This window comes from Dialister sp. i34-0019-2H8 (assembly GCF_042846925.1).
In the GTDB taxonomy this organism is placed as follows: Bacteria; Bacillota; Negativicutes; order Veillonellales; family Dialisteraceae; genus Dialister.
Window position 1 is genome coordinate 755,954 of sequence record NZ_BAABYQ010000001.1, and the last position, 13,609, is coordinate 769,562.

The 13,609-nt window shown below is 53.1% G+C and carries 12 protein-coding genes; all 12 read left to right on the forward strand.

All coding sequences use genetic code 11. The features are described 5' to 3' along the window. The first annotated feature begins 88 nt into the window (after positions 1–88). The 12 genes from rlmH (at position 89) to ACGG9R_RS03135 (ending at position 13,311) form a co-directional block, all read left to right on the forward strand. Positions 89–568: a 23S rRNA (pseudouridine(1915)-N(3))-methyltransferase RlmH gene (gene rlmH, locus ACGG9R_RS03080; RefSeq protein WP_390151308.1), complete on the forward strand. Its 480-nt coding sequence runs from the start codon at positions 89–91 to the stop codon at positions 566–568. 164 nt (positions 569–732) lie between these two features. Continuing rightward, positions 733–1,260 (forward strand): CBS domain-containing protein, encoded by a 528-nt coding sequence (locus ACGG9R_RS03085; RefSeq protein ID WP_022106278.1) that lies wholly within the window; start codon positions 733–735, stop codon positions 1,258–1,260. 194 nt (positions 1,261–1,454) lie between these two features. Next, the gene (locus ACGG9R_RS03090) at positions 1,455–2,804 is read left to right on the forward strand and encodes a TrkH family potassium uptake protein (RefSeq protein ID WP_390151311.1); all 1,350 of its coding nucleotides are present in this window, start codon (positions 1,455–1,457) and stop codon (positions 2,802–2,804) included. Positions 2,805–2,902: 98 nt separating this feature from the next. Beyond that, positions 2,903–3,565: a potassium channel family protein gene (locus tag ACGG9R_RS03095; RefSeq protein ID WP_390151314.1), complete on the forward strand. Its 663-nt coding sequence runs from the start codon at positions 2,903–2,905 to the stop codon at positions 3,563–3,565. Between the two features lie 230 nt (positions 3,566–3,795). Next, a complete protein-coding gene (gene murA / locus ACGG9R_RS03100; protein ID WP_390151317.1) occupies positions 3,796–5,055 on the forward strand; it encodes a UDP-N-acetylglucosamine 1-carboxyvinyltransferase in 1,260 nt (419 codons plus the stop codon). Further along, positions 5,039–6,130 carry a rod shape-determining protein gene (locus ACGG9R_RS03105; RefSeq protein ID WP_390155062.1) on the forward strand — a complete coding sequence of 364 codons (1,092 nt, stop codon included), beginning with the start codon at positions 5,039–5,041 and terminating at the stop codon, positions 6,128–6,130. Before murA ends, ACGG9R_RS03105 begins: the two co-directional genes overlap by 17 nt. Before the next feature lie 155 nt (positions 6,131–6,285). Further along, the gene (locus ACGG9R_RS03110) at positions 6,286–6,579 is read left to right on the forward strand and encodes a hypothetical protein (protein WP_390151320.1); all 294 of its coding nucleotides are present in this window, start codon (positions 6,286–6,288) and stop codon (positions 6,577–6,579) included. Positions 6,580–6,724: 145 nt separating this feature from the next. Continuing rightward, complete coding sequence (locus ACGG9R_RS03115) at positions 6,725–8,653, forward strand: SpoIVB peptidase S55 domain-containing protein (protein WP_390151323.1); 1,929 nt, start codon at positions 6,725–6,727, stop codon at positions 8,651–8,653. Between the two features lie 412 nt (positions 8,654–9,065). Beyond that, the gene (locus tag ACGG9R_RS03120; RefSeq protein WP_390151326.1) at positions 9,066–9,827 is read left to right on the forward strand and encodes an MlaE family ABC transporter permease; all 762 of its coding nucleotides are present in this window, start codon (positions 9,066–9,068) and stop codon (positions 9,825–9,827) included. Positions 9,828–9,835: 8 nt separating this feature from the next. Continuing rightward, the gene (locus ACGG9R_RS03125; protein ID WP_390151329.1) at positions 9,836–10,594 is read left to right on the forward strand and encodes an ABC transporter ATP-binding protein; all 759 of its coding nucleotides are present in this window, start codon (positions 9,836–9,838) and stop codon (positions 10,592–10,594) included. Continuing rightward, positions 10,594–11,751 carry an MlaD family protein gene (locus ACGG9R_RS03130; protein ID WP_390151331.1) on the forward strand — a complete coding sequence of 386 codons (1,158 nt, stop codon included), beginning with the start codon at positions 10,594–10,596 and terminating at the stop codon, positions 11,749–11,751. The genes ACGG9R_RS03125 and ACGG9R_RS03130 overlap by 1 nt, the downstream gene beginning before the upstream one ends. Positions 11,752–11,838: 87 nt before the next feature. Continuing rightward, positions 11,839–13,311, forward strand: a complete 1,473-nt coding sequence (locus ACGG9R_RS03135; RefSeq protein WP_390151334.1) for a TolC family protein — start codon at positions 11,839–11,841, stop codon at positions 13,309–13,311. The last annotated feature ends 298 nt before the right edge of the window (positions 13,312–13,609 follow it).

Here is a 13,609-nt window from a genome sequence, read left to right on the forward strand (position 1 = left end):
GAGGTCCTATGGACGCAGCTTCGGGGCTTGGCGGCAGTCTCGGATCATCATTTTCTTTGCAGCATCGGTCTACAGAAAAGGAAGAGCTATGAAATTTACACTGCTTGCCATCGGCAAGATCAAAGAAAAATGGATGCGGCAGGGCATCGAGGAGTACGTGAAGCGCCTGAAGCCGATCGCACCTCTGGAGATCATCGCACAGGATGAAGAAAAAATGCCGGAGAATCCATCTCCTGCCATGAAGGAAAGGGTGATGGAGAAAGAAGGAGAGAAGATGCTGAAGTATCTCTCTGGCGATGACTGCCTTGTGCTGCTTGATCTCAAAGGGGATCCCATGTCCTCGGAAGGATTGGCAGACTGGATCTCACGGCGTATGGTCACCGGGACGAGCCATTTCTACTTCATGATCGGCGGTCCCTATGGGAATGGGAAGAACATCCGGCATCGGGCGGATCTCAAAATCTCCATCAGTGCGATGACCTTTACGCACCAGATGGCACGCCTGATCCTCTCCGAGCAGCTCTATCGCGCGATGAAGATCATACGGCATGAACCGTACCATCTATAAAGAGGTTTCCCGGGAAAATCCTTTCTCAAGAACTGATGTCTTCTTCGCCAGCCCTCCTATTGCAGTTCCGGCTCGAAAGAATTAAAATATAAATAGAGAAAGTGTTTTCCTCATTTGTCTCAGTATGAGCCGATTTTTCGTATTTCCTGCAAGGAGGTCTTATCATGAAATCTCTGAAAGCGAAAGACTTTATGACGAAGTATGTGTTCACGGTATCACCGGATACGACCGTACAGGAGCTGGTGGGACTTTTCGTGACGCATCCCGTGTCTGCGATCCCGGTCGTGGGAGATGATAATGAGCTTCTTGGCATTGTTTCCGAGGGTGATCTTTTGTACAAGAAGGTGCAGCCGAAGATCCCGCCGCATGTCGATGTGCTGGGCGGCACAGTGTACTACTGCGGTTTTGGCCGGTATGAGAAATCCTTCAGGAAGCTGCTCGCAACGACTGCAAAGGATATCATGACGACGGATGTGCGCTGTGTCACGCCGGAGACGGACATGGAAGCCATCACGACACTCATGGTGGATCACCATCTGAAGACGGTGCCTGTCGTACAAAAGGGGAAGCTTAGCGTGGAGCGTGAGGGTGATGAGCCGCCGGCACGCCTTGTCGGGATCATCACGCGTCATGATATCTTGGGGGCTATCGCAGCAACGCAGGTCGAAGAGCATATGAGAAACAGGAAATAGCGTGCTGCTGTTCCTTGCGGGTAAAAGAGAAGGCCGATGGGACTTCTCTTTTTACTTGTGTGCGTTCCCTGTCAATTCTTTTGCGGGCATAGTATAATAAGGAGAATGTATGTATGAGCGGCCGGTGGATCGTCACTGGCGACAGATAGCTGCGGATCCTTGCGTGATTCGCTTTTACAATGGGAGAGGCACTCATGATGAGAAAATTATTTAACGCGCTGAGCCAGCTTCATCGAGGCGTCCTCATCTGTGGTGGCTTTGCGGCCTTCATGCTGTTTGGGGCGCTCCTCCTCATGCTGCCCATCTCGCAGACAGGAACGAAGGAAGTCTCTTTCTTGGATGCCCTCTTCATGTCTGTCAGTATCGTCAGCGTGACGGGGATGAGCATGTTTGATCTGAAGACTGACTTTACCATCTTCGGGCAGCTGGTCGTGCTCTTTCTGATGCAGGTGGGCGGTCTGGGGATCATGACGATGATGGCCATGGTCGGCATCTCCCGGGGGCGGAAGATTCGCCTGCAGGAGAGGCTCCTTATCCGGGATTCCTTCAATCTGCAGACACCGTCTGGTATGGTGATGCTGGTGCGGAAGATCATCCTGATGACGCTCTCTATAGAGTTTTGTGCCGGCAGCATTCTTGCGGCCTATTTCTTCACACAGAATGGATGGATCGGCATTTATCAGGGCTACTGGCATGCGGTCTCTGCCTTCACGAATTGCGGTATGGATATCATGGGAAATGATGTCGGATTCGCCGGAATGGCAGCCAATCCGCTGGTCAGTACCGTTGTCTGTATCTCGATGTTTCTGGGAGGCGTAGGCTTCATCGCGCTGGATGATCTTTTGAGGCACCATAGCTGGAGCGCACTGACTCTGAACAGCAAATTCATTCTGGTCATGGAAATGATACTGATCCCGCTGGGCGTTATCGTCTATTTTCTTCTGGAGGGCAATAATCCGGCGACGCTGGGACATCTCAGCACGGCTGAAAAGTGGCAGAGTGCCTTCTTCATGTCGATCTCTTCCCGCATGGCAGGCTTTACTCTCTTTGATATCCACGCTATGAACAATGCGACCGGGCTTATCATCATGCTCTTCATGTTCATCGGAGCAGCGCCTGTCTCGACCGCTGGCGGCATCCGCACGACCACCATCGGACTTCTTCTGCTCTCGCTCTGGTCATGGATCCGCGGGAGAAAAGATGTGGTCATCTTCCATAAACGGGTCGATCCGGAATGTCTGGTGAAAGCATCGAACGTTTTTACACTGGCGACGGTACTGACCTTCCTCACTGCGATGATGGTCTTCCTCTTAGAGCCTGCGTCTCACTTTGATTTTGAGGATGCCCTCTTCGAAGCTGTCTCCGCCTTCAGCACCGTCGGCTTCTCGATGGGACTCACGACGGAGTGGAATGTCCCCTGTAAAATCGTCATCATGATCGCTATGTTCATCGGGCGTATCGGCGTCATGACGCTCGCCGTCACCTTTGCCGGCCGTCCGAAGAGTCAGATCAAGTATCCGAAGGAAAATATTGTCATCGGATAAAAGGAGAGGGGCTGAAACGCTGCCTTCGGGCAGCTCTCCTTTAGATCCGATCGAACCATTTATTATTGCATAGAATCATCCATCACGAGGTACTCTCTATGGCAAAGAAATTACAGTTTTTCGTGGCAGGTCTGGGCCGCTTCGGCATCAGTGTCGCTGTCACATTGGAAAAGATGGGCTATGACGTCATGGCCATGGATATCGATGAAGAGGTAGTGCAAGATCTTTCAGATACACTGGGCTACGTGGTCTGCGCGGACTGTTCCGATGAGAAGAACCTGGTAGCCATCGGTGCCGGCAATGCAGACATCGCTGTCGTTTCTGTCGGCGATCTGTCAGCAAGCCTGATGACGACACTGCTTTTAAAGGAAATGGGCGTCAAGAAGATCGTCGTCAAAGCCCTGGATCCCATTCATGGAAAAATGCTGCAGAAGATCGGCGCAGACAAGATCATTTACTCAGAGAAGGAAATGGGTGTCCGCGTCGCGCACAATCTGATCTCCCCAGGCATCGTTGACTATATCGAGATGGAAAACAACATCACCATCCTTTCCATTCGTGTGCCGCAGGAGTGGGTGAACAAGAGTCTGATCGATACCGACGTCAGAAGAAAATATAACATCACCGTCGTTGCGATCAAGCGCGGAGGAGATATGTTCGTCAATCCGAGACCGGATATGAACATGAAGGAACAGGATACGCTCATCATTCTGGGAGACTCGGAAAGTGTCAAGCGCGTCACCGAGTCGCTGGAACAGTAAAAGAGGATGGGCAGCCGGCGGGCTCCTCCCATGGCTTAGGACCTCTTTCCTCCCGAATCCATGGGCAGACTTTCCCCCAGAGGCTTAATCCAATTTTCACATTGAAATCCCTTGTTTTTTTATGGTATCATACATATAATTGACGTTTGTAGGACAGCGCCGCATCTTTTGGCTGCGGTATCAGATAGATCTTTGCTTTCAGTATTTCATCAGTACAGGAGTGATTCCTTTTGGAAAAATTAGTAATTCATGGTGGACATCCCCTGCGTGGACACGTCCGTGTTTCCAGCGCAAAGAATGCCGTTCTTCCTATCATTGTAGCGACACTTTTGCCTGAGACACCGGCATCCATTGTCGATACACCGAATCTCGATGATGTGGTGACCATTTGCAGTGTACTGGAGTCTTTGGGGGTCAAAGTCCAAAGAGAGGACAATGTCCTGACTTTTGATGCATCCGGGGTGAATAAGACCGAAGCTTCTTATGAGCTTATGAGCCGCATGAGAGCCTCTTTCCTGATCATGGGACCGCTTCTGGCCAAGATGGGGCATGCGAAGATCGCGCTTCCGGGGGGCTGCATGATCGGCAGCCGTCCGATCGATCTGCACCTGAAAGCCTTTGAAGCCATGGGGGCAGAGATCAATGTGGGCAACGGCTATGTCGAAGGATATGCACCGAAGGGGCTGAAGGGCACGACCATTTATCTCGATTTCCCGAGTGTCGGCGCGACAGAGAATATCCTCATGGCAGCTGCTACGGCAGAAGGCCGTACCATCATCGAAAATGCGGCGGAAGAGCCGGAGATCGTGGATCTCGTGACGTTCCTGAATTCCATGGGGGCAAACATCAAAGGCGCAGGGACGAATATCATCCGTGTCGAAGGCGTCGAGAAGCTGGAAGGCGTCGCTCATACAGTCATTCCGGATCGTATCGAAGCGGGGACCTTCATGATCGCAGCGGCTATGGCCGGCGGCGATGTCGTGATCGAAAATGTATTGAATGAACATCTGAAGCCGCTCCTCGCAAAGCTGGGAGAAGCAGGCGTCAAGGTGATCAAGGATGTCGACAGTGTCCGTGTCATCAGTGATGGGCATATCCGCTCTACGGATATCAAGACGCTGCCCTATCCGGGCTTTCCTACGGATCTGCAGGCGCAGTTCATGGCACTCATGACCGTGGGCAGCGGCGTCAGCCGTATCACAGAGACGGTATTTGAAAATCGTTTCATGCATGCCGGCGAGCTGCAGCGGATGGGGGCTTCCATTCAGGTCGAAGGCCGCTGTGCGATCGTTGAGGGCGTCCCCTTCCTGACAGGTGCCTTCGTCAGAGCGACGGACCTTCGTGCAGGGGCAGCACTGACACTGGCCGGGCTCGCTGCGCACGGAGAGACGGAAGTGGGCGAGCTTCATCATATTGATCGTGGTTATGACCATCTTGTAGAAAAGCTGCAGGGGTTAGGAGCAGACATTGTCCGTGTCGATCGAGACTAAAGCGCTGGCGGAGAAGGCGGAGCGTCTGGCGGGGCAGAAGACCCTTCTGGACTGGATCGGCTCTTTCGGCTCAGAAGACATCGGCGTCGATATCGGGACGTCGAATGTAGTGATTTACGTCAAGCATAAGGGCGTCGTATTTCCGGAAGCCTCTGTGATCGCCCGCCACGCCGTGACGAAGGAATTCTTCGCTTACGGTACGAAGGCAGAGGAAATGGAGGGCAAGGCGCCGCGGGACATAGAGATCGTCCATCCGATGAAGCGAAGTGCGATCATCGACTATAACGGGGCGGCTTATCTTTTGAATTCCATCGTGAATCAGTCGTATTTGAAAGGGATGTTCTTTCATCCGCGTCTCATGATGTGCGTGTCTCGGGGAATGGGCAGCGTACAGAGAAGGGCGCTTTTGGAAGCGGCTGTGGCTATGGGCGCACGGAAGACAGTCCTCATCGATCAGCCTATCGCGGCGATGATGGGTCTCGGGCTCACGGGGGATAACTGTCAGGGCGCGATGATCGTGGATATGGGCGGCGGCTCGACGAAGGTTTCCGTGCTTTCGAAACACGGGATCGTGGTCAGCCATTTCTCACCGGAGTCCGGACTGGAAATGGATCAGGCCATCATGGCGGCTATCCGCGACAAGTATCATATCCGCATCGGCCGCAAAGAGGCGGAAAGCCTCAAGATCTCGCTGGGCGCATACTGGGATCTGGATCAGGCGCCGCGCGTGGCTGAAACGTATGGCCTTTCCATCGTATCGGGATCGCCGGTCAAGATCGCCGTAACGGCTGAAGATGTGGCGCATGCCATCAATCCGATCCTGTACAGGATTTTCAAAAACATTCAGGATGTGCTGCAGAGGACGCCGCCGGCGCTTCTCGCAGCGATCCGAGAGCAGGGCATCATGCTGGTCGGCGGGGTGTCTCAGCTGAAGGGCATCGATGAGCTGATCACCCGTATCACCGGGATCGCAGCGAAGGTAGCGGAGAGACCTTCCTATGTGAATGCCATCGGTGCCGGAGCTTCGCTCAACTATATCAATGCATTCAGAGACTCACTGCAGGATCTGCACTGAGCAAAAGCGGAACAGATCGCATTCTGTCGACACATACATGGGGATATAACATTCATTTGTTATGTCCCTTTTTATTTTCTTCATGCCAAGAGACAGATAAAATGGTAAAATATAATATACCTATATGTGAATTTTACAACACAGGGAGGTACATCATGAGAAACGCGATGAAAATCGGCTTGGCGCTGGCAGCACTTGTGGCTGCCGGTGTATATAGTGTGTCTGCGGAGGACGTCTCGCAGCAGGCTGTACTGAATGGGACGGTCGTTTCTGTCATAGAGGCAGGCACACCTGTCAAGGAAGGCGATGTACTGGTCTCTGTGGACTCACTGGTCGGCGGTGTACCGGCGGCGAGAGCCGATCGGGACGGCGTGGTCAAAGAGGTCCGCGTCCAGAAGGGCCAGACGATCGCCAAACAGGACGTCGTAGCGGTGCTGGAGAGCAAATAAAGAAGTCGGCAGTCTGGCACGGTTCCTTCGTTCCCCAGACGGCCTGTCCTTTGCCTTTCATTGGAAGCCTGCTGCACCTATGCGGATGCATCCGATGAAATCGCCATTTCTGATTTCAAACTTATATTTCGGTAAGGGGGATCCTATGCCCAATCGGTTTAAAAAGTCAATGAAGCATCTGGCAGCGGCTGTCTGCCTCACGCTTTCCTGCGTGATGCCTTGTGCAGCACAGGAATTTCTTCCTGTGTCAGAAGTACAGGAGGGTATGCATGGCTATGCCAAGACTGTCGTACACGGTACGAAGATCGAGACCTTCGATGTCGATGTGTTGGGGATTATGAAAGGCAAGGGAGCGACCGGCGGAGATCTGGTGCTGGTGAAGGTATCCGGACCGCTGATCGATCAGACAGAAGGCATCGCGCAGGGGATGAGCGGCAGTCCGGTCTACATTGATGGGAAGCTGCTCGGCGCAGTGGCGTATGGATTTCCACAGTCCGGCGGGCGCATCGGCATGGTGACGCCGATCGGCGACATGCTGAAGCTCTGGACCATCGATGACGGAAAGGACACCGGTCTTACGCCGCCATCCTCCAAAGGGCTGATCCCGCTTACGACGCCTCTCATGGCGAGCGGATACACCCCGGATGCGATGGATTTCCTCGCAGGGAAAATGCAGGATTTCCACATGGTCCCATTTGCTTCCGCATCTGCCTCGCAGGACGATGTGCCGCAGCCGCTTGAACCGGGAAGTGCCGTCTCGGCAACCATGGTGACAGGCGATCTCAAGCTCGGCGCTGTCGGGACGGTCACTTATGTCGACGGTGATCGCATGGTGGCTTTCGGGCATCCGTTCATGGATCGCGGAAATACCGATTACTTCATGCACAATTCCTATATCTTCACCGTCATCCCGAGCAAGAATATCCCCTTCAAGCTGGGGTCCGTCGGGGCAGAGATCGGCACGGTCAACCAGGACCGGGGAGCCGGTATCGGCGGAATGATGGGGAAGCTTCCACACTCTGTCTCGCTTCATGCGTCCGTGACCGATGAAGATACGAAGAAGAAGGAAGATCTCCATGTACGCATGATCCCGAATGAAGCGCTGCTGCCGACTTTATCCGTCACTTCGGTGTACCATGCGATCAGCAATGCCATGGATCGTAAAGGACAGGGGACGGTCGATTTCACCTATACGCTTTACCCGGAGGATATGAAGCAGAAGCCTTTCACCAGAAGCAATATGTACTGGTCGTCCAAAGACATCGCGGAGCGAAGCGTAGATGAGCTCTATAATGTGGTACGGCTTCTCGAGCAGAACCGTTTTGAAAAATATCCTCTCCGCAGCATTATGGTCGACATGCATGTGACGAGTGAACGAAAGACCGCGCAGCTTCTCGATGCCTCGGCGTCTCCGATCATCGTGAGCCCGGGCGATACCATCTATGTACGCGCGCGTCTTTCTCCCTACAGGGGAGAAGTCTTCTACAAGGACCTGACATTCACCGTGCCGAAAGATCAGCCGTACGGAGATATGATCCTCGAAGTCCGCGGCGGCGGTGTCGTGCCGCTCCCCTACCTCATCCAGCAGCAGAAGTTCAATTTGACGGATGAGATCTTAGACCGCATCCGCACGTACAAGGATTTCAATGACCTGCACAGCCGACTGATGAAGGAAGACAAGAACAATCAGGTCGTCGTGGAGATCCTGGATCCGGAGGTCAGCATGATCTCCAAAGGTGAAAACGGCGGCAAAAAGGCAGAAATACAGGAGAAAAAGGCACCGGAAAATCCAGACTATCTGAAGAATAAGGACGGGCTCAAAGAAGACGGAGAAAAAGAGACTCCGAAGAGCGCCGTCGATACGGACTATGTCATCTATGGTGACGGACAATTCACCTTCAAAGTTCTGCCGCAAGCGGAACGCGATAAAGCCCTGAAGAAGCTCGCAAAGAGCAAACAGCAGGCCACCATCGAGATGAGCAATAAGGAAAAAGAAACGCTGGAAAAGAAGGGCGAGAAATCCGCAGATGATGAAAAGCCGGCAGAAAAAGCATCGGTGATGATAGCATTGTAAAAAGGTTCAGGTTGATGGGTTCAGGGTTCAAGGTGGCGGTGCGGCGCATCAAATAATGGAAGCGCTGCAGAGTTTTGAAGATACTCTTCGCATGTACTGCAAAGTCCTTCCTGCGGAATGAGGGCAATACGAGTTTGACGTTAGCCTCAATGACGCACTACCCCGTTGAACCATAGAACCACACCCATAGTTTGAAAGCAGGGACTAGGGATTAGAAGCCGCGAGTGACTGGTGACTTGAATACGACTTTCGGGCATCGCCCAATATATATTCGCGGCGAAGCCGCCACCTTCATTCCTAATTCCTCATTCGAGCAAAGCTTTTATCCACAATCAGTGGATGAGACGCCTCACGGGCTAACCCTGAACCCTGAACCCTGAACCCTGAACCCTGAAAGGAGGTCTCCCCACCCATGTCATTCTTAGAAACGCTTGGCCGCTATACCATCGGCATCTTTCATCAGCTGGGAGCGGTGATCCTGCTCCTTGCGGCAGCGGTGAAAGAGATCGGCGCATTCCGCGGGCGGGAGACGATGAAGCAGTGCCTGGCATTGGGCGTGCTGTCCTTTCCCATCGTGGCATTGACACTGCTCTTTACCGGCATGGTGCTTTCTGTACAGATCGCGGGCGAGCTCACAAAGTATGGCGCAGACTTCACCGTCGGTGCGATCGTAGCCATCGGCATGGGGCGTGAACTCGGACCGGTGCTCTGCGGTGTCGTCCTTGCAGGCCGCGTTGGGGCAGCCATCACGGCTGAGATCGGTACGATGCGAGTGACCGAGCAGATCGATGCGCTAAGGTGCCTTGCGGTGAGTCCGGTGGGGTATCTCGTGGTGCCGCGGCTCGTCGCCTGTATGACGATGCTGCCGCTTCTGACAGTCTTTGGTGTCACCATCGGCGTTGGCGGCGGTATGATCGTCGCTTCGCTCACGCATGGCGTCTCCTCCTATACCTTCATGCACTCCATCCACGTGTACTGCGTCCCTTCTGACCTGTACATCGGCGTTTTCAAGTCGGTCATTTTCGGTATGATCGTCGCCCTTGTCGGCTGTGATCGCGGGATGACCTGTACGGCAGGGGCAGAAGGCGTCGGCAAGGCGACCACCCAGTCCGTAGTATATTCAATTATTATGCTTTTTGCGGCGAATTACCTGCTCTCGTCCATTCTGTTTTGAGGCGTCCTATGATTGATATCAGGCATGTATACCAGACTTTTGGCGATCGTCATATCTTGAAAGATGTCAGTCTTTCCATCAAGGAGGGAGAGACGATGGTCATCCTGGGAGCGTCCGGCTCCGGGAAATCAACGCTCCTAAAGCTCATCATCGGTCTTTTGCGTCCTACATCCGGAAAAGTCCTAGTGAATGGGAAGGATATGGGACAGCTCAGCGAAGTGGAGCTGAATGAGGAGCGCCGCTCGATGGGGATGGTCTTTCAGTATTCTGCGCTCTTTGACTCTCTCAATGTGAAAGAGAATGTGGCCTTTGGTCTGCGTATGCACACGCGGCTTTCTGAAGAAAAGATCGATGCCATCGTGAAGGAGAAACTGCATCTGGTCGGGCTTGATGGGATCGAAGACCTCATGCCGGCGAATCTGTCCGGCGGCATGAAGAAACGCGTGAGCCTTGCCAGAGCGATCGCGCTCGAGCCGAAGATCATTCTCTATGATGAACCGACAGCGGGGCTGGATCCGATCCGTTCGACCGATATCAGTCTTTTGATCAAAGAGACGCAAAAGGTCCTGCATGCGACGAGCGTCGTCGTGACGCACGACCTGAAGTCTGCGGAAATGATCGCGGACCGCATGGCTTTTTTGTATAAGGGCTCGTTCCTTGCGGTAGGGACAGCTAAAGAATTATATGCATCGAAGGATGAAAGAGTACGGCAGTTCATGAACGGTCTGCCATCGAATCCTGATTTTTTGAAAGAAGGTGATGCCTGATGAAATGGTCGACGGAAGCAAAGGTCGGAGCTTTTGCCCTTGCGGGGATACTCCTCTTTGCCGGGATCCTGATCGAGCTTTCCAGCCTTGTGATCTTTGGAAAGAGCGGATTTCATGTGACCGGCTATTTCAAGGAAGCGGAAGGCATAGAACCGGGAAATCCGATCCACTATGCCGGCGTCGAAGTGGGCATGGTCGATGGCATCACGGTGGAGAACGGGGAAGCTGTCGTGAAGCTGCGTTTTTATCACGATGCCAAGGTGCCCAAGGATGCGGACTTCTCCATCCAGACCAGCAGTGTCATGGGCGGACGCTTCGTGAAGGCCTCTGGTGGTCATCAGGAACGCGGCTATCTGGCAGAGGGGATGAAGGTCGAGGGCAAGTCAGCACCGGGGATCGATCAGGCGATGGATAAGATGGATAAGCTCATCACGTCTGCGCAGACCATGCTCGATGGGATCAATAGCGTCGTCGCAGACCCCTCTTCGCAGAAGCATGTGAAGAACAGCATCAATAATTTTGATGCGATTTCCGAAAATCTCGCCATCCTGACCGCGCAGGGGATACAGACAGCGAATGAGATCCAGAGTATCACCTCGCAGGTGAATCAGATGCTGTATCAGCTGAATGGAGACGGCAAAGCCACCGGTGATGTACGCAGGATCATGGACAATATGGTCGTGGCATCGGAGAATGCGAAGGAGATCTCTCAGAATGCCAAAGAGATTTCCGGGAAAATAAATGGATTTATGCAGGGAAATGGTGATTTTGATGTATCTGTTTCCGGCGAATTGTTATATAATACTAAGAAGGACGATTTCTCGCCGAATCTCTTCCTCCGCGTGGGGAAAGACTCCTATGGTCTTCTGGGGATAGAATCCATGGGGAATGATCCGGTCTATGATGCGCTCTATGGTCGTATGAGAGGGGACTATGGCGTACATGCCGGTATCATTCGAAACAAGATCGGCGCTGGCGCGGACTATGCGTCCGGGCGGTGGAAATTCTCCGCAGATGTGTATGACCCCAATGATTTCTCTGTCCGCCTGCGCGGACAGTATGCTCTTACGCCGAATCTGTTCCTGACCGGACAGTCCATTTTCCCGCATAATAACCGCGGCGGCGGAGAGTACATCGGTGTGGGATACAATTATTAAATGAAAACAGCGCCCCCAAGAGGGGCAGTCTGGATACAATGACAACAAAGACATCTGTCTAGAAGGGATGAATGTTGAATGAATACAATGACCTGCAAAATTCTGACTGCTTCTATCGTGCTTGCTCTTTCCTGCGGGCTCGGTGCAGAAGCAAAAGGATCTCAGACGAAGATCATGACGGATCCGTCGATCACACAGAAAGCCATCGAGGCACAGATGAATCAGACGGTAGCGAATAAAGATGTGAACTTCAATAACATGCTGCTCCAGAAGAATCTGGCGTCTTCCATCACAGAAGCGGCAGCTCCGGAAGCAGCGGCTATGGATATCGACCTCAAAGGTGCGGTCACGACTGCCATTCAGAACAACCGCGACATCACCATCGCAGAGTTGAAGCGCAGAGAAGCGGAAGCCGATGTCAGCGCAGCGGCAGCCAAGAAGAATCCGTCCGTCAGCTACTCTTGGCAAAGAAATCAGTATCCGACACAGGTAGTCACTACTGTCGTAGGCACGCAGAGCTCCAACCATGGCTATAGTCAGGGAATCAATGTTTCCTGGCCGATCTGGACCTTCGGCAAGGTAGAAGGTGCGATCGATGCCGCACGCTATCAGAAAAACATCGCAGATCTTAATGTCTACAAAACAGAAGCGGATACGAAGCTCGCGGCCGTGCAGGCATACTACCAGTACCTTGAAGCGGTCAAGCTCGCTGAAGTGCAGGCACAGTCTGTCACTGACTATGCAAGCCATCTGAATAACGTACAGCAGCAGTTCGATGCCGGCATCGTGGCTAAGCTGGACGTACTTTCTTCCAATGTATCGCTCGCCAATGCGAAGCAGAAGAGCATCGCAGCGGACAACACCCGTGATGTCGCAGAAGCGAACCTGAACAACATCATGCGTGTCCCGATGAATACGACGCTGAAACCGCTGGATAAGAATTTCCCGGAACCGGAATTTGACCTCACCATGGAACAGGCCATTCTGATGGCGCAGAAATACCGCTGGGAACTCGTCGAAGCAGACTATGGCGTAAAGGCAGCTGAGGCCGCTCTTCGCTCTGCAAAGGCAGGCTATCTCCCGACAGTCAGCGTCGGCGGCGGATACAGCTGGAAGGAAGCCAGCGTGACGGCGGTCGATAAAGATGACTGGGCTGTCCAGGGCGGGCTTTCCTGGTCACTTTGGGATGGCGGCGCTACCCAGGCATCAGTGAAGAAAGCGGATGCCGCGGTCAAAACAGCACAGGAAACACTCCTGCAGGCGAGAGAAAAGATCGAGCTGGAAGTCCGTCAGGATTACCTGAATGTCCTCTCTTATAAAGAACAAATCCGCGCTGCCGAAGCATCGGTCGCTCAGGCAGAAGAAGCATATAAGATCGCGACCGTCCGCTACAGCAGCGGCGTCGGCATCAACCTGGATGTCCTCGATGCAGAACTCGCCCTCAATACTGCGAGAACGAACTATATCACCGCGCTCTACAACTACAACATCGGTCTCGCTACGCTGGAACATGCGATGGGCGTACCGGCTGTCATTCACCCGGAATTTGCAAAAGCATAATTTTTAGTGACTAGTGACTGGTGGCTGGGAGACATCAGACTCGCATATCGTCATTTCGAGCGAAGCGAGAAATCTTTGTCATTCGCGGTCAAAAGGATGATGTCAGGAAACCATAAATGGGAAGCCTGTTAATCGCTGACTTTCGGGCATCGCCCTATTTATACTCCGCGGCGCTTCTGATTTTTTATGCGCCGCACCAACCCCCTTTGAACCTTTTGAACTTATAGAACCGGTTTCCACCCTTTCATCCCCGAGCAAGGGGCGGCACGCCCCCGGGGCTAACCCTGAACCTTGAAAC